The organism is Kitasatospora sp. NPDC088134 (genome assembly GCF_044741705.1).
Classification (GTDB): Bacteria; Actinomycetota; Actinomycetes; order Streptomycetales; family Streptomycetaceae; genus Kitasatospora.
In genome coordinates this window covers 124,145-142,959 of sequence record NZ_JBIUTD010000012.1, presented here as the reverse complement: position 1 = coordinate 142,959, position 18,815 = coordinate 124,145, and the positions used below count along the sequence as shown (strand labels likewise).

The window sequence follows — 18,815 nt, the reverse complement described above, 5'->3', positions numbered from 1 at the left end:
CCCGCGGGGAGGGTGGGGCGGCAGTCAGCCCTCCTCTCCCCCAAGGCGGTCCCCGTTGGACAAGGTCCTGGACTCCCCCGCCCGCGCCGTCGCGGACGTCCCCGACGGCGCGGTGCTCGCGGTCGGCGGCTTCGGCCTGTGCGGCATCCCGTCCACCCTGATCGGCGCGCTGGTCGACGCGGGCACCACCGGCCTGCGGGTGGTCTCCAACAACTGCGGGGTCGACGACTGGGGCCTGGGCCTGCTGCTGCGGGCCGGCCGGATCGCCCGGATGACCTCCTCGTACGTCGGCGAGAACAAGGAGTTCGCCCGCCAGTACCTGAACGGCGAACTGGAGGTCGAGCTCACCCCGCAGGGCACCCTGGCCGAGCGGCTGCGGGCCGGCGGCGCCGGCATCCCCGCCTTCTACACGCCCGCCGGCGCGGGCACCCAGGTCGAGGAGGGCGGCCTGCCCTGGCGCTACGCCCCCGGCGGCGGCGCGGTCGCGCTGGCCTCCCCGCCCAAGGAGGTCCGGGAGTTCGGCGGCCGCCGCTACCTGCTGGAGGAGGCGATCACCGCCGACTTCGCGCTGGTCCGGGCCGCGGTCGCCGACCGGCACGGCAACTGCGTCTTCCACGCCGCCGCCCGCAACTTCAACCCGCTGTGCGCCACCGCCGGCCGGATCTCCCTGGTCGAGGCCGACCGGATCGTCGAGCCCGGCGAGATCCCGCCGGACGCCGTCCACCTGCCCGGCGTGTACGTCGACCGGATCGTGGCCGCCGACCCCGCCGACCGGCGGATCGAGCGCCGCACCGTCAACTCCCCTGCCCCGAAGGAGTCCTGATGACCGCCGCCGCTGCTGCCGCCGCCACCCTGCTCGACCCGCGGGCCGCGCTCGCCGCCCGGGCCGCCCGCGAGCTGCGCGACGGCGAGTACGTCAACCTCGGCATCGGCCTGCCCACCCTGATCCCCGACCACCTGCCGCCGGGCGTGCGGGTGGTGCTGCACTCCGAGAACGGCATCCTCGGCACCGGCCGCTACCCCGCCGAGGAGGACGTCGACCCCGACCTGATCAACGCCGGGAAGGAGACCGTCACCGTCGACCCCGGTGCGGCGTACTTCGATTCGGCGTTCTCCTTCGGCATGGTCCGCTCCGGCCGGATCGACGTCTCGGTGCTCGGCGCGATGCAGGTCTCGGCCCGCGGCGACCTCGCCAACTGGATGATCCCCGGGAAGATGGTCAAGGGCATGGGCGGCGCGATGGACCTGGTGCACGGGGCCCGCCGACTGGTCGTGGTGACCGAGCACACCGCCAAGGACGGCAGCCCCAAGATCGTCAACGAGCTGTCGCTGCCCGCGACCGGGCGCGCCGTCGTCCACCGGATCGTCACCGACCTCGCCGTCCTCGACGTCACCCCCGAGGGCCTGCGGCTGGTCGAACTCGCCGCGGGCGTCACGCCGGAGCGGTTGCGCGCCGCGACCGAGCCGCCGATCCTCTGACCCCCTCCGGACGTGCGGCCGGGCCCGGGGCGGCTGCTCCTCCCCCGGGCCCGGCGCACTGCCCCGCTACTTCTTCAGGTTCGGGATCTGCCAGTCGACCGGCTTGTCGCCGAAGCCCTCCAGGGCCTCGTTGATCTGCGAGAACGGCTTGCTGCCGAGGAAGAGCTTGGCCGACAGCGGCGACGGGTGCGCGCCCTGCACCACCACGTGGCGCGAGGTGTCGATCAGCGGGAGCTTCTTCTTCGCGTAGCCGCCCCAGAGCACGAAGACGCACGGCTCCTCGCGGGCCGACACCGCCTTGATCACCGCGTCGGTGAACTTCTCCCAGCCCTTGTTCTTGTGCGAGTTGGCCTCGTGCGCCCGCACCGTGAGCACCGCGTTCAGCAGCAGCACGCCCTGCTCGGCCCACGGCATCAGGTAGCCGTTGTCCGGCACCTGGAGGCCGAGGTCGGTGTGCAGCTCCTTGTAGATGTTGCGCAGCGACGGCGGGGTCTTCACCCCGGGCAGCACCGAGAAGCTCATGCCGTGCGCCTGGCCGTTGTCGTGGTACGGGTCCTGACCGAGGATCAGCACCTTCACGTCCTGGAACGGCGTCGCGGCGAGCGCCGAGAACTCCTGCCCGGCGGGCGGGAACACCTCGTGCTCGGCGCGCTCGGCGGCCAGGAACTCCATCAGCTGCGCGTAGTACGGCTTGCCGGTCTCCTCGGCGAGGACCCCCCGCCAGGACTCGGGCACTTCCAGGGCACCGCCCACGGACGTCTCCGCCTGCTCCGTCACGTCGTACCTCCCACACCGGCCGCGCCGCACGGCGGCCGCTCTCACTCGTCACGTTCGGCAGACCCGTCCCGGGCCTGTGCGGTGAACGCTACACAGTCGCGCCGACAGCCTGCCCCGGCTCCTTCCGCACCCCCCGGGCGGCCCGGGTTCCGGGGCGTCCGCGCTCCGCCGTTTCCCGCACCGGTCGCACGTGTCCGGAGGGACCCCTGCCCGAGGTCCGCCCCGGGCGCTAACCTTTCCCCTTGGCGCCCCACGGTCAACGGGAACGGGGCGGCCGGAGCCCCTCGGGGGCGGGCGTCCGGCAGAGAACACAGTGCGGTGGGTGCGGTGGGCCGCACCACGGGGGAAAAGGGGAACCGCGATGAACGAGGCCATGAACGACGCCGGGGACGGCGCCGTCGCCGGTGCGGCCGCCGGAGCCGTCGGCGGCGTGATCGGCGGCGCGGTCGCCGCCATGGTCGCGCAGACCGCCGCCCTGGTCGGCGCGGTCGGCGCGGGCGCGGTCAAGGTCGAGGTCGAGAACCTGCAGACCTTCAAGGCCCGGGTCGACGACATCCTGCGCGACCTGGACGGCTCCGCCGCGGGCCACGGGAAGATCTCCCAGCAGCAGTTGACGGCCGGTCAGCTCGGCCAGGACTTCGGCCAGGCCGGCGACCTGATGTCGGCCTACAGCACGGTGCACGCCAACCTGGAGCAGCTCTCCCGGACGCTGTCGCTCCAGATCGAGGCGATGAGCGCCAGCATCGACATGGCGGCCCGCGGCTACCAGAACGCGGACGCGGAGCAGCAGCAGAAGTTCCACTCGATCCTGAACCAGGCCGGGGCCCAGTCCCAGCTCCCGCCGGCCGGCGGACGGCCCGGCACCCAGCAGGTCGGGACGGAGCAGATCGGCCACCAGGCGCCGCCGTCCGGGCTGAGCGGCAACCAGCAGGGCTCGTACTGACGGCCGGTCCGTCCACACGACACACACGGGGAGAGACGAAATGGCCGAACTCGAAGAGGCGAGATTCGTCAGGCTGCAGCCGGGCGAGATCGGACGCTCCAGCCACGAACAACTGGTCGCCATGGTCCAGCACGCCGACCCGATCGGCGTCGCCATGGTCGGCGAGCAACTGCGCCAGGCCGCCCACCGGATGGACGAGATCAGCGAGGAACTGCACCGCCACATCAGCGGCCTCGACTGGCAGGGCGACGCCGCCGACAGCTTCAAGACCTGGGGCAGCCAGGTCTCCCGCTCCACCATGGACCTCGCCACCTACTCGCGGGACGCCGGCACCCACATGGAGAGCGCCGCCGCGACCCTCGGCAGCGTCAAGCTCGGCATGCCGGACGTCCCGCACCAGGACATCGAGACGGTGCGCCGCTACGAGGCCCAGGACAACACGGCGATGAGCATCGGCGGCGCCGTCGTGGGCAGCGTGCTGCTGCCGGGCGCCGGCACCGTCCTGGGCGGCATGTTCGGCGACAAGGTCGCCCACATGGTCAACTCCGACTGGGTCACCGAGGACCAGGCCCGGGCCGCCTCCGACCGGATCTTCGAGGCGCACCAGGAGGCCATCACGCAGATGGAGCGCCTCGGCCAGTCCTACGAGCACACCAGCACCCAGCTCAACTCGGCGCAGCCGCCGGTGTTCCCGCCGCCGCCGGGGGCGCAGGTGACGGGCTCCCGGCACGAGTACAACCTCCAGGACGTGCCGATCGGCGGTGGCGGCACCGGTGGTGGCGGGGGCGGCTACGGCGGTGGGGGCGGCGGCTACACCGGCGGTGGGGGCGGCGGCGGTGGGGGCGGCAGCAAGACCCCGATGCCGACCTGGACGCCGCCCACCCTGCAGCCGGCCCCGCCGCCCGGCCCCGGGCCGGTCATGCGGCCGCCCGAGGCCGTCTTCCACCCGGGCCTGCCCCGCCGGGACCCGATCGTCCCCGACCCCGGCCCGCTGCGGATCGACCACGTGCCGACCGCGCCGGCGCCGCCGAGCCCGACGCAGCCCGGCCCGGTCGGCGGTGGCGGTGGCGGCCTGCCCGGCGGTGGCGGTGGCTACGGCGGCGGTGGTGGGTACGGCGGTTCGGGCGGCGGTGGCGGCTACGGCGGGGGCGGGTTCCCCGGCGGCGGCCTGCCCGGTGGCGGCGGCTACAGCGGCGGTGGCGCGGCCGGTGGCGGCCGCCCCGGCGCCCCCGGTGCGGGTGGCACGACCGGGACGGGTGCCCGGGGCGGCGCCGGCGCTCCCGGGTCCGGCACCGGTACGGCGGGCGCGGCGGGCCAGTCCGGCCGCCCCGGCGCTCCCGGCGCGGGCGGTGGCGGTGGCGGCATGCCGCACGGCGGTGGCGGCGGGGGTGCCGGTGGCGCCCGCGGCGGGGCCGGCGGGGCGCGCGGCAGCGGGCTGGTGAGCCGCCCGGGCGGCGCCGTCGGCGGGAGCCGCGGCACCGGCGGGCGCGGCGAGTTCACCCCGGGCGGGAGCGGCCTGCGCGGCCGGGCCGAGCGGGGCGCGGACGGCCGGGCCGGGAACTCCTTCGGCGGCGGCATCGGCGGCGGCAGTGCGAACCGCAAGTCCAAGGCCAAGGGCAACCGCCCGGACTACCTGAACGAGGACGAGGACACCTGGACCTCCGGCATGGGCCGGGCCAACCCGAATGTGATCGAGTAACGACCGGTTCGACGGCCCGGTCGCGGGAGTTGCGGCTCCCGCGACCGGGCCGAACCGTGTGACGGGGCGCGCCCCGGGCGAAGGCGACGGAGCACGAAGGAGAGTGGGATGCGGCGAACGGGCAGGACAGGACACGGACGGCGGTTCGCCGCGGCGGCGGCCGTCGGCGCCGTGCTGTGGGGATGGTCGGCGGGGCCCGCGTCCGCGGCGGACTCGATCCGGGCGCAGCAGTGGCATCTGGACGCCATGCACGCCGACGAGATGTGGAGGACCAGCACGGGCCGGGGCGTCACCGTGGCCGTGATCGACAGTGGTGTGAAGGGCGACGCCCCCGACCTGGAAGGGCAGCTCCTCCCCGGCAAGGACCTCAGCGGCCAGCCCGGGGGTGTGCTGTCCGACCCGATCGGTCACGGCACCCACATGGCCACCGACATCGCCGGCACCGGCAAGGGCCTGAACGGCCAGGGCGCGTACGGTCTCGCGCCGGGCGCGAAACTCCTCCCGATCAAGACCGGCGACACGTCCGCCAACTCCTTCGCATCGGGCGTCGAGTTCGCGGACGAGGTCTCCCAGGGCATCACCTACGCGGTCGACCACCAGGCCAAGGTCATCAACATCTCCATGGGCATCGCGGCCACCTCGCTGCAGCCCGCGAGCGTGGACAAACTCAAGTCGGCCATCGCCTACGCGGGTTCGCACAGCGTGCTGATCTTCGCCTCGTCCGGCAACAGCGGCGACAAGGGCAACGCCCTGGAGTACCCCTCCGGCCTGGCCGGAGTCGTCGCGGTGGCGGCCACCGACCGCGACGGCAAGGTCACCGCGGAGTCGGAGCACGGCCCGCAGGTGGCGCTGGCCGCCCCCGGCGACAACATCTACGGTGCGTGCACCGGGCCGTCGGGCTACTGCAACGGCCACGGCACTTCGAGCGCCGCCGCGCTGGCCTCCGCCTCCGCCGCGCTGATCTGGTCGGTGCACCCGGACTGGACGGCCAACCAGGTCCTGCGGGTGATGATCAACACCGCGACCAACCCCAAGGAGCGCAGCGAGTACCTGGGCTACGGCGTCATCCGCCCCCGGATCGCGCTGACCGAGCCCGGCGACCCGGGCCCGGCGGACGTCAGCCCGCTGGCCGCCGCCGGTGGTGCTGCCCCGGCCCCGACCAAGTCCGGTGCGGGCAGCGCCCCGACGAGCGCGCCCGCGACCGACCCGGCGGGCAACGCGCCCGGCACCGCGGCGCCCGTCGCACAGCCGCAGACCCCCTCCGGCTCCGACGCGAGCAGCAACCTCCCGCTGATCGTCGGCGGCACGGTGGCGGGCGTCGTGGTGCTGGGCCTCGCCATCGCGCTGATCGCCCGCCGCAAGCGCCCCGCCGCCCCGGGGCCGGTCCCGCCGCCGCCCTACGGCGCTCCGCCGCAGCAGCAGCCCTACCCGCCGCAGGCCCAGCCGCCGTACGGCCAGCAGCCCTACGGACAGCAGCCGCCGTACGGCCAGGCCCCGCAGCAGCCCCCGTACCACCAGCCGCAGCCCCCCGGCGGCAACCCGTACGCGAACTGACGGCGCGTCGGCACCGGGGGCGTCCACTCCCGCACCCCTCACGGGGACGACGGGGACGGACGCCCCTGCGTCGGGCGGGGGCGGGCGACTAGGCTGGCCGGCGTTGGGGCAGCCTGTGGCGCCCGGCCGGCCAGTGGTGTCCGGTCGGAGCGATCACGAAGATCGTTCGACCTGTGCAAGACCGAGGAGACACCCACGTGGCAGACCGCAAGCCCATCGAGACCTGGCTGACCGACATGGACGGAGTCCTCATCCACGAGGGCGTGCCGATCCCGGGGGCCGACGCCTTCATCAAGCGGCTGCGTGAGTCCGGAAAGCCCTTCCTGGTGCTCACCAACAACTCCATCTACACCCAGCGCGACCTGCACGCCCGGCTGTCCCGGATGGGCCTGGACGTCCCGGCCGAGCACATCTGGACGTCGGCGCTGGCGACCGCGAAGTTCCTCTCCGACCAGCGTCCGAACGGCACCGCCTACGTGATCGGCGAGGCCGGCCTGACCACCGCGCTGCACGACGTGGGCTACGTCCTGACCGACAGCGACCCGGACTTCGTGGTGCTCGGCGAGACCCGCACCTACTCGTTCGAGGCGATGACCAAGGCGGTCCGGCTGATCGACGCGGGCGCCCGCTTCATCGCCACCAACCCGGACGAGACCGGCCCGTCCGCCGAGGGCGCGCTGCCCGCCACCGGCGCGGTGGCCGCGCTGATCACCAAGGCCACCGGCGTCGAGCCGTACTTCGTCGGCAAGCCGAACCCGCTGATGATGCGGGCCGGCCTGAACGCGATCGGCGCGCACTCGGAGAACAGCGCGATGATCGGCGACCGGATGGACACCGACATCGTCTCCGGCATGGAGGCCGGCATGTCGACCTTCCTGGTGCTGACCGGCCTCACCCAGGCCGGTGACGTCGACCGCTTCCCGTACCGCCCGACCCGGGTGGTCGACTCCATCGCGGACCTGGTCGAGCTGATCTGACCGCACCCGGGAGCACGCCCGAGGGCCCCGGAGCGTCGTCGCCGCTCCGGGCAGCCTCAACGTCGGCTTAAGCAGCCCGTAACTACCCTGACGTACCGTCAGATCCGGTGCCAGCACTGGTTAGCGTCCCGGACAAGTCCTCTCCGCACGACGCAAGGGAGCACGCCGATGGCCTCCGCCCGCCGCCCCGCCGTCCTGTTCGCCGCGGCCGTCCTGTTCGGGGGTCTCGCGGTGGGGCCCGCCGCGGCCGCGCCGGCGGACGGCCGGCCGCTCGCCCGGAGCAACGGCGGCGACACCGGCAGCAGCACCGACGCCGGCGGCCACGGCGACGACAGCGCGAACGGCGTGCTGGTGTCGCTGGGTTCGGTGCTGCTGCTGACCGGCGCCGCGGCCGCCGTCCTGCGCAACAGCCGCCGGGTGCGGCCCTGACCGGGCCCGGCGGCCCGACGGCCCGGGATGCCTCCGTCACCGCGGCGGCCCGGGATGGTTGAGTTGAGGGCATGAGCAGCACGCCCTCCGCCCCGTTCCGCGTCGGCCTGATCGGCTACGGCCTGGCAGGTTCCGCCTTCCACGCGCCGCTGATCGCCACCACTCCCGGCCTGCGGCTGGACGCCGTGGTCACCGCCAATCCCGACCGCCGCGAGCAGTTGCACCGCGACCACCCGGACGCCCGCGCCCTCGACACCCCCGAGCAACTGTTCGAGGACCGGGACCGGTTCGACCTGGTGGTGATCGCCTCCCCCAACCGCACCCACGTCCCGCTGGCCCGCACCGCCCTGCTGGCGGGCCTGGCCACCGTGGTCGACAAGCCGCTCGCGGCGAGCTCCGCCGAGGCCGCCGACCTGTGCGAGTTCGCCGAGAAGTCCGGCCTGCTGCTGTCGGTGTTCCAGAACCGGCGCTGGGACGGCGACTTCCTGACCGTCCGCCGACTGGTCGAGGAGGGCCGGCTCGGCCGGGTGCACCGCTTCGAGTCCCGGTTCGAGCGCTTCCGCCCGAAGCCGAAGCCGGGCTGGCGCGAGCTCTCCGACCCGGCCGAGGTCGGCGGCACCCTGTACGACCTCGGCAGCCACCTGGTCGACCAGGCGCTCACGCTGTTCGGGCCGGTCGAGACGGTGTACGCGGAGATCGACGTCCGCCGGGACGGCGCGGTGGTCGACGACGACGCCTTCCTCGCCCTCACCCACACCGGCGGGGTCCGCTCCCAGCTGTGGACCAGCGCCCTCGCCCCGCTGGCCGGGCCGCGCCTGCGGGTGCTCGGCGACCGGGCCGGCTACGTGAAGTTCGGCATGGACCCGCAGGAGGCCGCGCTGCGGGCCGGGCAGCGCCCCGGTCCCGACCTCCGCTGGGGCGACGACGACCCGGCCGCGTACGGCCTGCTCGGCAGCGACGGCGACGGCAGCGGAGACGGCGGCACCGAGCCGGTGGCCACCGCCCCGGGCGACTACCCGGCCTACTACGCGGGCGTCGCCGCCGCGCTGGCGGGCCGGGCCCCGGTGCCGGTGGACCCGCGGGACGCCGTGGCCACCCTGGCCGTCCTGGAGGCCGCCCGGGCCTCCGCTGCCACCGCCTCGGTCGTCCGGCTGCCCTGAGCCCGGCCCCCGCCCGCCGGGGACCGGGGCCGGCGGGCCGTCAGCCCTTCGGCCAAGCCGCCAGGTGGGCGTCGATCTCGCCGGTCAGCCGGCGCTTGCCCGCCGGGTCGAGGAAGGACGCCTCGACGGCGTTGCGGGCGAGCGCCGCGACCCCGGCCTCGTCCAGGCCGAGCAGCTTCGCCACCACCGCGTACTCGGTGTTGAGGTCGGTGCCGAACATCGGCGGGTCGTCGCTGTTGACGGTGACCAGCAGGCCGGCGTCGACCATCTGCCGGATCGGGTGCTCCTCGATCCGCTCGACCACCCGGGTGGCCAGGTTGGAGGTCGGGCAGACCTCCAGCGGGATGCGGTGCTCGCCCAGGTAGTCGACCAGGGCGGGGTCCTGCACGGACCGGGTGCCGTGGCCGATCCGCTCGGCGCCGAGCTCGCGGATCGCGTCCCAGACCGTCTCGGGCCCGGTGGACTCGCCCGCGTGCGGGACGCTGTGCAGGCCGGCCGCCCGGGCCCGGTCGAAGTAGGGCTTGAACTGCGGGCGCGGCACGCCGATCTCGGGGCCGCCGAGACCGAACGAGACCAGGCCCTCGGGGGCCAGGTCGAGGGCGAGGCGGGCGGTCTCCTCGGCGGAGGCCAGCCCGGCCTCGCCGGGGATGTCGAAGCACCAGCGGAGCACCACGCCGAGGTCCTGCTCGGCGGAGCGCCGGGCGTCCTCGATCGCCTCCATGAAGGCGACGTCGGGGATGCCGCGGCGCACCGACGAGTAGGGGGTGACGGTCAGTTCGGCGTACCGGATGTTCTGCCGGGCCATGTCCTCGGCGACGCCGTAGGTCAGCGAGCGGACGTCCTCGGCGTCGCGGACCAGGTCGACGACGCTCAGGTAGACCTCGATGAAGTGCGCGAAGTCGGTGAAGGTGAAGTACTCGGCGAGCGCCTGCGGATCGGTCGGGACCTTGCTCCGCCCGGCGTGCCGGGCGGCCAGTTCGGCCACCACCCGCGGCGAGGCGGAGCCCACGTGGTGCACGTGCAACTCCGCCTTCGGCATCCCCGCGATGAACGCCTCGATCCCCTGGACACCGTTCCCCTGGACACCCTCGGCCACGGCACGCTCCCGTCTACTTCTCACCCGGACCCGGACAGACCTCGCATGCTAACCCGCGCCGGGCCGGGAACGATCACCGCCGGGCCGGGGCCGTCACCCGGCCGCCGTCACCAGCGGGCGGCGAGCTTGGCCAGCGCCTCGCGGGCCAGGCTGCGGCCCTCGAAGCTCTGCCGCTCCGGGTCGCCGTCCACGAACACCGAGATCGTCACGGCGCCCTTGCGGGCGATGATGTAGGTGTAGGGGCGCTTGTCGGTGCGCCCGCCCTCGGTGGTGTCGTAGACGCCGAGGCCCTCCTCGGTGTAGACCTCGTCGGCGCCGGGGACGGTCGGCGACTCGGCCTCGTGCGCGGTGCTGAAGGCGTTGTGGCTCTCGGTGTCGGTGTAGTTCTGGCAGCGGGCGATGTTGGCCTTGTACTCCGCGATGTCCTGGTGCGCGGCGTCGGCGCCGGAGAAGACCGAGACCTCGGTGTTGGCGAAGGTGGTGTCGCTCTCGTGGTCCTGCCGGACGAACCGGCTGGTGGTGGCGGTCATGCCCTTGACGGTGCTGCCGTCGGCGGTGGACTTGCAGGACTTGTCCATCACGTAGTTGGACCGGTCGGTGTCGTCGTCGCCGTCCGCGACGAAGCCGTGGTCCCAGTCCTTCGCGGTCAGCGCGAGCTTGGCGGTCCTGGCCTGCGCGGTGGCGTCCGCGGCGGCCCCGCCGGTGGGCTTGGCGCTGCTCTTGCCGCCGTTGGCGGGCTCCTTGGCCTTGGCCTTGCCGGTGGCGCTCGCGGACGGCGCGGCCGCCGGGTGCGAGGCGGCGGCGGTGTTCGCGGCGGTGGCCGCCGGGTCGTCGTCGTTGCAGGCCGTCAGCAGCAGCGCGGCGGCCGTCAGGGCCGCGGCCCGCAGGGCCATCTGTCGTGCACGCACCGTCATTCCGGTCAACTCCCCCGTGGCAGGACGGCTCCGACCCCCCTGGTCGGGCCGGTCGACACCCTACCCAAGGGTCCGGACGGCGGACGGCCGGGTTCCGGGCGGCGGCCCGCCCGGCGCCGACGGTCCGTCAGCCGCCCAGCGCGGTGCTGACGGTGTGGATCAGCAGGCCGGCCAGCGCGCCGACCACGGTGCCGTTGATCCGGATGAACTGCAGGTCACGGCCGACGTTGGCCTCGATCTTGCGGGAGGCGTCGGCGGCGTCCCAGCCGGCCACCGTCTCGGAGATCAGCGAGGTGATCTCCTCCCGGTAGGTGGAGACCACGTACTCGGCGGCGTCCAGCAGCCAGCCGTCGGTTTTTGCCTGAAGTTTGCCGTCGGTGGCGAGCCGGCGGCCGAACGCGCGCAGGCCCTCGGTGATCCGGCGGCGCAGTTCGCTGTTCTCGTCCTCGGCGGCGTTCAGCACCAGGCCGCGGACGGCCGCCCAGGAGGAGGCGATCAGGTCCTGCACCTCGGGGCGGGCCAGCAGGTCGGCCTTGGCGCGCTCGACCCGGGCGATGGTCGCGGGGTCGTCCTGGAGCTCGGTGGCGAAGTCGGCGAGGAAGTTGTCCAGGGCGCCGCGGGCGGGGTGCGCGGGGTCGTCGCGGACGTCGGTGACGAAGCGCAGCAGTTCCTTGTAGACCCGCTCGCCGACCTGGTGGTCGATGAACTTGGGCGTCCAGCCGGGGGTCTTGGCGGTGATCCGGGCGACCACGTCGGTGTGGTGGTCGAGCAGCCAGTCGTGGGCCCGGACGGCGACCAGGTCGACCACGCCGCGGTGGCCGCCGTCGGCGACGATCTTCCCGAGCAGCCGGCCGGCGGGTTCGGCGACCGAGGTGGCGGCGGCCCGCCGGGTGACCGCCTCGGCGACCACGGCCTGCACGTCGTCGTCGCGGAGCACCGCGAGGACGCCGCGCAGCGCGGCGGCGGCCTCCCGGGTGACGCGTTCGGCGCTGCCGGGCGCGGCCAGCCACTCGCCGAGCCGCCGGGCCACGCCGATCCGCCCGAGCCGGGCCCGGACCACCGGCGCGGACAGGAAGTTGTCGCCGACGAAGTCGCCGAGCGAGCGCCCGAAGGCGTCCTTCTTGGTCGGGATGATCGCGGTGTGCGGGATCGGCAGCCCGAACGGGCGGCGGAACAGCGCGGTGACGGCGAACCAGTCGGCGAGCGCGCCGACCATGCCGGCCTCGGCGGCGGCCGCCACGTACCCGGCCCAGGCGCCCGCGCCGGCCACCTTCGCCCAGGTGGCGAGGGCGAACACCAGCGTGGCCGCGGCGAGCAGGCCGGTGGCGACGGCCTTCATCTTCCGCACGCCGCGGCGCTTGGCCTCGTCGGCGGCGGTGAACCTGACTCCGGCTGCGGTCTCCTCCACACTCACCCCGCCAGACTCGCACACCGGGCCCGCCGAACGGCCCCCGCCCCGCGAATCCGCCCCGCCCGGGGTCGACCCGACGGACCGTCAGCCCGCCGCGGCGCCGCTCCCCCCGCCGCCGAGGACGATCCGCCGGACGCCCTCCCAGCGGGCCGGGTCGGTGACCCGGCGGCCGTCGAGCAGCACCCGGACGCCGGGGAAGTCGATCGCGCCGAGGTCCCGGTACTCGGGGTGGTCGGCCTGGACGACCAGCGCGGCGGCGGGCTTGCCCTGGTCGGGCGGCAGGCCGAGCGCGGCGAGCTCGTCCGGCGGGTACAGCGGGTCGCTGACGCCGACCTCGGCGCCGGCCGCCCGCAACGCCTCGACCAGCGGGAACACCCCGGAGCGGGCGGTCTCCTTGACGCCGCCCCGGTAGGCGGCGCCGAGCACCGTGACGGGCACCCCGTCGAGCGGGCCGAGCGCGCCGGTGAGCAGGCCGACGGCGTACGCGGGGACCTGCTCGTTGGCCTCCCGGGCGGCCCGCACCACGGTGGCGTGCGGGTCGTTCCACAGGTAGAGCCGGGGGTAGACCGGGATGCAGTGGCCGCCGACGGCGATGCCGGGGCGGTGCAGGTGGCTGTAGGGCTGCGAGTTGCAGGCGTCGATCACCTCGGCGAGGTCGACGCCGACCCGGTCGGCGAACCGGGCGAACTGGTTGACCAGCGCGATGTTGACGTCCCGGTAGGTGGTCTCGGCGAGCTTGGCGAACTCGGCGGCCTCCGCCCCGGACATCGCCCACACGCCGTTGCCGCGCGGGAGTTCGGGGCGCGGGTCGAAGTCCAGCACGGCCCGGTAGAACGCGACGCCGCGCCGGGTGGACTCGGCGTCGATGCCGCCGACCAGCTTGGGGTAGCGCCGCAGGTCGGCGAAGACCCGCCCGGTGCGGACCCGTTCGGGGCTGAACACCAGCGCGAAGTCCCGTCCGGCGGCCAGCCCGGAGCCGGCCTCCAGCCGCCGGGCGAAGCGCCCGCGCACCGAGCCGACCGGCAGCGTGGTCTCGTAGCTGACCAGCGTCCCGGGCCGGAGCCCGGCGGCGACCGCGTCGGTGGCGGCGTCGAGCAGCCCGAAGTCGGGGTTGCCGTCGGCGTCGGTGAGCAGCGGGACGACGACCACCACGGCGGCGGCGCCGGCCGCGGCGGCCGCGGTGTCGCCGGTGGCCCGCAGCCGCCCGGCGGAGACCGCCTCGGCGAGGCGCTCGTCGAGGTGCGCCTCGCGCGGGAACGGCGGGCGCCCGGCGTTGACGGCGGCGACCACCCCGGGGGCGGTGTCGACGCCCGTCACCAGGTGTCCCTTGGCGGCGAACTGGACGGCCAGCGGCAGTCCGATCTTGCCGAGTCCGACCACGCAGATGTCCAGGGCCCGTTCCACCGCTCCGCCTCTCTCCGGTTCCGCCACCACGTCCGTCTCAGCCCCGCAGTGCGGCCACCAGGCCGCGGACCCGCCGCCGGGCGGCCCGGCGGGCCCGCCGCAGCGGGGCGGGCACCAGCCGGCGCCAGCCCCGGGGGCCGGGGGCGGGGCCGATCTCGAACAGCGCGTCGGGCAGGGCGCGCCGCCGCTCCCGGAACATCGGGTAGGCCGCGTACAGCCGGCCCCGGCGCCGGACCTCGGGCGGCGCGCCGTGCTCCCGCTCGTGGCCGATCAGCTCGCACAGGCCGGGGAGGTCGCCGCGCCGGGCCAGGGCCAGCCGGAGCCGGACCGGCACCGGCAGGTCGGCGAAGACCAGCGCCGGGCAGTAGCGGTCGACGAGTTCGCCGATCTCGCGGGCGATCCGGGCCTGCAGGGCGGGCGGCTCGGCCAGGAAGCCCTCCTGGAGCAGTTGCGGGACGTCCCAGCTGAAGAAGCGCTCCCGGATGGCCCGGTGGGCGGGCCGCTCGGCGTACCCGGCCAGCACCTCCTGGGAGGCGCGGAAGCCGCGCAGCCGGTCCAGCGGCCCGGCCCGGTGGGTGACGTTGGAGCGGTCCTGCCGGGACACCAGGTGGTAGTAGTCGTAGTCGGCGAGCACCGAGACCTTGCGGGCGTGCATCAGCGCGCCGATGGTGAACGGCTGGTCGGAGTGGATGACCAGGTCCTCGCGCCGGCGCAGCCCGTGGGCGACCACCAGTTCGCGGCGGAACAGCTTGGTGTCGCCGAGCGCCCAGGCGAGCGCGGAGTCGGTGAAGGTGACCTGCTCGGCGGTGCGGTCGAAGATGCCCTGCGGGACGATCCGCCCGTTCTCACCGACCTGCTTGGGGATCAGCACGTCGGAGTGCCAGCGGTCGGCGGCGTCGACCATCCGCCGCAGCGCCTCGGGGCCGAGCCAGTCGTCCGCCCCGAGGTAGAGCAGGTAGCGGCCGCGGGCCAGTTCGGTGCCGCGGTTGGTGGGCTTGGCGGGGCCGCCGGAGGCGGGCTGCCGGACGGTGCGGAACAGTCCGGGGTGGGCGGCGGCGAAGCGGGCGAGCTCCTCGGTGCTGCCGTCGCTCGACCCGTCGTCGACGGCGACCACCTCCATCCGCGCGGGCCCGATGGTCTGTCCGACCAGCGAGTCCAGGCACGCGGTCAGGTACGGCATGGTGTCGTGGACGGCGATCACCACGCTGACGTCCGGTCGCGGCCCGGTCCCTGCTTGCTCGGTCACGTGGTGTCAACTCCCGTACCGGCCGTTCGGTCACCTCCATCACCCGATCGAGGGACGGCGCCGGTGTGTCGGCCGGGGCCGGGGCCCGACCCGCCGTCAGGTGACCGGCGCGGCGGCCGTCCCGGCGTAGATCCGGGCGATCACGTCCTCGATCGCGGGCTCCCGGATCGACAGGTCGACCAGCGGGTAGCGCTCGGCGACGGCGGCGACCACGGGGGCGGCGCTCTGGTCGGCGGGGAAGGCCAGCCACTGGCGCGGGCCGTCGACCCGGTCGACCCGGACGCCGGGCAGCTCGATCGGCGGCCGGGCCTCGGCGAGGTCGACCACCAGGGTGCGCTCGCTCCGCCCGGCGGCGTGCAGCCGCTCCAGCGGGCCGTCCAGGACCAGCTTGCCGTGGTCGACGACCATCACCCGGCCGCACAGCTGCTCGATGTCGGTGAGGTCGTGGGTGGTGAGCAGCACGGTGGTGCGCCGCTCCCGGTTGGTCTCCCGCAGGAAGGCCCGGACCTTGGCCTTGGAGACCGTGTCGAGGCCGATGGTGGGTTCGTCCAGGTACAGCACCTCGGGGTCGTGCAGCAGGGCGGCGGCCAGGTCGCCGCGCATCCGCTGGCCGAGCGAGAGCTGCCGGACGGGGACGTCCAACAGGCCGCCCAGGTCGAGGAGTTCGACGCACCTGTCGAGGTTGGCCCGGTACCGGGCGGCGGGGACGCGGTAGATCCGCCGGGCCAGTTCGTAGCTGTCCCGCAGCGGCAGGTCCCACCAGAGGGTGGTCCGCTGGCCGAACACCACGCCGATCCGGCGGGCCAGCGCGGTGCGCCGCGCGGCGGGGTCGACGCCGGCCACCCGGAGCCGGCCGCCGCTGGGCACCAGGATGCCGGTGAGCATCTTCACGGTGGTGGACTTGCCCGCGCCGTTGGGCCCGATGTACCCGACGCACTCGCCCTCCTCGACGCTGAACGTCAGCCCGTCGACGGCCCGCACCTCGCGCTTCTCCCGCCGCCAACGGCCCGTGCCGGTGCGGACGGTGAAGCTGCGCCGGACGTCCTCGACCTCGATCACCGCCACGGGTGCCTCCTTCTCCTTCGGTTCAGCTTCCGGTGGACCGGTAGGCCCGCAGCCCGGCCCGCCAGGCGACGGCGGCGGCCAGCACGCACAGCGCGGCGGCCAGCGGCGCGGCGAACCGGAACGCCCCGGGCAGGCCGAGCGGGTCGGGGCGGTCCAGCACGTACAGCGCGGGCAGCCAGTTGACGAAGGCCAGCGGCACGCCGAAGACGGTGCCGGCCACGATCTCCTTGGCGAACACGGTGGGCGGGTACTGCAGCAGGGTGGCGCCGCCGTAGGTGACGGAGTTCTGCAGCTCGGCGGCCTCGCCCCACCAGAACTGGACGCAGGAACTGCCCACGAAGACCGCGCAGAAGATCACCGTGCCGCACAGCAGCAGCGCGGGCACCATCAGCGCCCGGCCCCAGGTCCACGGCACGTGGAGCGCGGTGAGCGACCAGCCGAGCACCGCGAGGGCCTGCACCGTCCGGCCGATCCGGCGCAGCGAGAAGCGTTCGGCGGCGAGCTGGGCCAGCACCGGGACGGGCCGGACCAGCATGGTGTCCAGCGTCCCGGCGCGGACCCGTTCGCCGAGCCCGCCGACCGACCCGACCAGCACGTTCGCGGCGCCGAGCGCCATCGAGGAGGTGCCGTACAGGAACCCGGTCTCGGGGAGCGTCCAGCCGGCCAGCTGCCGGGTGTGCCGGAACATCAGGATCAGCACCGCGAAGTCCAGGAAGGTGATCAGGACGTTGGCGGCCAGCGTCAACAGGAAGGACGCCCGGTAGGAAAGCGTGGAGCGGGCCCACATCGCGGCGATCAGCCACCAGCCGCGCACCGCCCAGCCGGCCCGGGCGGCGAGCCCGGCGTCCTCAGCCACCCTGGACCACCACCTTGCGCACCGCGAGCGCCTGGCCGACCCGGCCGAGCGCCAGCAGGACGGCCGCCCAGGCGAGTTGGAAGCCGTAGAGGTGCAGCAGGCCGAGACCGGTGGCCCGCCGCAGCAGCACGTCCGCGGGCAGTTGCACCATCGCCTGGAAGGGCAGCAGGCGGGCCAGCTCGCCCAGCGGGCCGGGGAAGAGCGGGATCGGCAGCAGCGTGCCGGAGAAGAACATCGCCACCACCATCATCGCGGCCCGCACGCCCTCGGCGTCCTGCAGCCAGAACCCGGTCAGCGAGGCGAGGAAGCGCAGCCCGAAGCTGACCGCCAGGCCGAGCGCCGCGGCGAGCAGGAACTCCGCCCACACCAGCGGGTCGGCGGGCAGGCGCAGCTCGAACAGCAGTGACCCGGCGAGCAGCGGCACCGCGCCCCGGGTGAGCAGTTGGAACCCGGCCCGCCCGGCGTCGGTGGCCAGCCACCAGCCCTGGAAGTCCACCGGCCGGTACAGGTCGACGGCGATGTCCCCGCTGCGGAACCTGGCCTGCACGTCGTCCTGGAAGCCGCCGCCCCAGACCGCGACCGTCACCAGCAGGGCCTGGCTGATCCAGGTGTACGTCACGGCCTGCTGCGCGTCGTACCCGCCCAGCCCCGGCCGGGCCCGCCACAGCGCCAGCATGGTCGAGGCCAGGATCACGCCGAACACCGTGTTGGTGACCGCCCCGGCGACGGTCGCCGCCCGGTACGTCGAGTACCGCCGGAACGCGCCGCGGGCCACCGACAGGTACACCCCCATGTGCGTGTCCCCTTGTCGACATGCCGCCCGGACCGGTCCGGCCCACCACGGTATGCCCGGCACCCCCCGGCCCGCACCCGATTTATGACACCCCGTCAGCGGCGGGGTCCGCCGCCCCTACAGGTACAGCCCCGTCGACCCCTCGTTGTCGCCGAACCGCCCCGCCGCGACCGCGTGCAGGTCGCGCTCGCGCAGCAGCACGTACGTCGCGCCGCGCACCTCGACCTCCAGCTTGTCCTCGGGGTCGTACAGCACCCGGTCCCCGGGCTCCACCGAGCGGACGCTCTGGCCGACGGCCACCGCCTCGGCCCAGGCGCAGCGCCGGGAGAGCTCGGCGGTGGCGGGGATCAGGATGCCGCCGGTGGAGCGGCGCTCGCCCTCCCCGGCCTCCGTCCGGACCAGTACCCGGTCGTGCAGCATGCGGATCGGGAGCTTCTCCCCGAGCCGGTCGTGCGGTCCTCGGTCGCCGGCTCCGGCCGTGCCCTGCGTGTCGTTCTCGCTCACGCCCCCGACCGTACCCCGCCGGGTACGGCGGCGGGGCCCCGGGCACCCGCCCGAGGCCCCGCCGTCCGGTCCGCGGACCGGTCACGCCTTGAACTACTCGGCCTGTGGACCGCCCGGCCCTCGGACCGCTCAGCCCTTGCGCCGGCGCCGCACCGCGGCGACCAGCAGCACCGCGCCGACGCCGACCAGCGCGACCGGCACCACCCGTTCCGCCCGCAGCCGGCCGTCCTCGTCGACGAACTTCGCCCGGGTCTGCTCGACGGCGCCGCTCGCGGCGACGTACGCCTGCCCGGCCTTCTGCTCGACCGCGGCGCGCAGCCGGGCCTTGGTCTGGGCGGCGACGGTGGCCGGGTGGACGCGCATGGCGAGTTCGTCGAGGGTCGCGGCCAGCCGGTCCCTGGTCCCGGCGATGTCCGCCTCGATCTGGGCCGTCGTGCGTGGTGCCGACGTGTCCTTGCCGCTCGCTGCCACTGGGGCCACCCCTCTCCTCTGCTACCGCTGGGTACTT

At 74.8% G+C, this 18,815-nt stretch carries 19 protein-coding genes; 8 read left to right on the top strand and 11 right to left on the bottom strand.

The genetic code is table 11. The annotated features are described in order from the left end of the window. Positions 1-55 precede the first annotated feature (55 nt). Both ACIOHG_RS20455 and ACIOHG_RS20450 read left to right on the top strand, forming a co-directional pair. The gene (locus ACIOHG_RS20455) at positions 56-823 is read left to right on the top strand and encodes a CoA transferase subunit A (protein ID WP_400952485.1); all 768 of its coding nucleotides are present in this window, start codon (positions 56-58) and stop codon (positions 821-823) included. Next, positions 823-1,479 carry a 3-oxoacid CoA-transferase subunit B gene (locus ACIOHG_RS20450; RefSeq protein ID WP_400952482.1) on the top strand — a complete coding sequence of 219 codons (657 nt, stop codon included), beginning with the start codon at positions 823-825 and terminating at the stop codon, positions 1,477-1,479. Before ACIOHG_RS20455 ends, ACIOHG_RS20450 begins: the two co-directional genes overlap by 1 nt. Before the next feature lie 66 nt (positions 1,480-1,545). Here the strand turns inward: ACIOHG_RS20450 and ACIOHG_RS20445 are convergent, their stop codons facing one another. Further along, entirely contained in the window at positions 1,546-2,256 is a 711-nt protein-coding gene (locus tag ACIOHG_RS20445) for a uracil-DNA glycosylase (RefSeq protein ID WP_400952480.1), read from the bottom strand. 361 nt (positions 2,257-2,617) lie between these two features. On the opposite strand from ACIOHG_RS20445, the gene ACIOHG_RS20440 reads away from it, so the two are divergent. The 6 genes from ACIOHG_RS20440 to ACIOHG_RS20415 all read left to right on the top strand — a co-directional run bounded on the left by ACIOHG_RS20440 (position 2,618) and on the right by ACIOHG_RS20415 (position 9,018). Beyond that, a complete protein-coding gene (locus tag ACIOHG_RS20440) occupies positions 2,618-3,199 on the top strand; it encodes a hypothetical protein (RefSeq protein ID WP_400952477.1) in 582 nt (193 codons plus the stop codon). 40 nt (positions 3,200-3,239) lie between these two features. Continuing rightward, entirely contained in the window at positions 3,240-4,898 is a 1,659-nt protein-coding gene (locus tag ACIOHG_RS20435; protein WP_400952474.1) for a WXG100 family type VII secretion target, read from the top strand. A gap of 108 nt (positions 4,899-5,006) precedes the next feature. Next, positions 5,007-6,452, top strand: a complete 1,446-nt coding sequence (mycP, locus tag ACIOHG_RS20430; RefSeq protein WP_400952471.1) for a type VII secretion-associated serine protease mycosin — start codon at positions 5,007-5,009, stop codon at positions 6,450-6,452. Between the two features lie 197 nt (positions 6,453-6,649). Further along, complete coding sequence (locus tag ACIOHG_RS20425; protein WP_400952468.1) at positions 6,650-7,429, top strand: HAD-IIA family hydrolase; 780 nt, start codon at positions 6,650-6,652, stop codon at positions 7,427-7,429. Positions 7,430-7,597: 168 nt separating this feature from the next. Beyond that, complete coding sequence (locus tag ACIOHG_RS20420; RefSeq protein ID WP_400952465.1) at positions 7,598-7,858, top strand: hypothetical protein; 261 nt, start codon at positions 7,598-7,600, stop codon at positions 7,856-7,858. Between the two features lie 71 nt (positions 7,859-7,929). After that, a complete protein-coding gene (locus tag ACIOHG_RS20415; RefSeq protein WP_400952463.1) occupies positions 7,930-9,018 on the top strand; it encodes a Gfo/Idh/MocA family oxidoreductase in 1,089 nt (362 codons plus the stop codon). 40 nt (positions 9,019-9,058) lie between these two features. On the opposite strand, the gene ACIOHG_RS20410 is transcribed toward ACIOHG_RS20415, so the two are convergent. The 10 genes from ACIOHG_RS20410 to ACIOHG_RS20365 all read right to left on the bottom strand — a co-directional run bounded on the left by ACIOHG_RS20410 (position 9,059) and on the right by ACIOHG_RS20365 (position 18,787). Beyond that, complete coding sequence (locus ACIOHG_RS20410; RefSeq protein WP_400952460.1) at positions 9,059-10,114, bottom strand: adenosine deaminase; 1,056 nt, start codon at positions 10,112-10,114, stop codon at positions 9,059-9,061. 107 nt (positions 10,115-10,221) lie between these two features. After that, on the bottom strand, positions 10,222-11,028 hold the full coding sequence (locus ACIOHG_RS20405; protein ID WP_400952457.1) for a hypothetical protein: 807 nt from the start codon (positions 11,026-11,028) through the stop codon (positions 10,222-10,224). Positions 11,029-11,155: 127 nt separating this feature from the next. Next, positions 11,156-12,460 carry a DUF445 domain-containing protein gene (locus ACIOHG_RS20400; RefSeq protein WP_400952454.1) on the bottom strand — a complete coding sequence of 435 codons (1,305 nt, stop codon included), beginning with the start codon at positions 12,458-12,460 and terminating at the stop codon, positions 11,156-11,158. Positions 12,461-12,523: 63 nt separating this feature from the next. Then, complete coding sequence (locus ACIOHG_RS20395) at positions 12,524-13,831, bottom strand: nucleotide sugar dehydrogenase (protein WP_400952652.1); 1,308 nt, start codon at positions 13,829-13,831, stop codon at positions 12,524-12,526. 49 nt (positions 13,832-13,880) lie between these two features. Beyond that, complete coding sequence (locus ACIOHG_RS20390; protein ID WP_400952452.1) at positions 13,881-15,089, bottom strand: glycosyltransferase family 2 protein; 1,209 nt, start codon at positions 15,087-15,089, stop codon at positions 13,881-13,883. Between the two features lie 96 nt (positions 15,090-15,185). Continuing rightward, positions 15,186-16,154: an ATP-binding cassette domain-containing protein gene (locus ACIOHG_RS20385; RefSeq protein WP_400952449.1), complete on the bottom strand. Its 969-nt coding sequence runs from the start codon at positions 16,152-16,154 to the stop codon at positions 15,186-15,188. Positions 16,155-16,176: 22 nt separating this feature from the next. After that, a complete protein-coding gene (locus ACIOHG_RS20380) occupies positions 16,177-17,010 on the bottom strand; it encodes an ABC transporter permease (RefSeq protein ID WP_400952447.1) in 834 nt (277 codons plus the stop codon). Continuing rightward, a complete protein-coding gene (locus tag ACIOHG_RS20375) occupies positions 17,003-17,803 on the bottom strand; it encodes an ABC transporter permease (protein ID WP_400952445.1) in 801 nt (266 codons plus the stop codon). The genes ACIOHG_RS20380 and ACIOHG_RS20375 overlap by 8 nt, the downstream gene beginning before the upstream one ends. 117 nt (positions 17,804-17,920) lie before the next feature. Continuing rightward, the gene (locus tag ACIOHG_RS20370; RefSeq protein WP_400717929.1) at positions 17,921-18,223 is read right to left on the bottom strand and encodes a GroES family chaperonin; all 303 of its coding nucleotides are present in this window, start codon (positions 18,221-18,223) and stop codon (positions 17,921-17,923) included. Between the two features lie 213 nt (positions 18,224-18,436). Next, positions 18,437-18,787: a DUF3618 domain-containing protein gene (locus ACIOHG_RS20365; RefSeq protein WP_400952443.1), complete on the bottom strand. Its 351-nt coding sequence runs from the start codon at positions 18,785-18,787 to the stop codon at positions 18,437-18,439. Between the last annotated feature and the right edge of the window lie 28 nt (positions 18,788-18,815).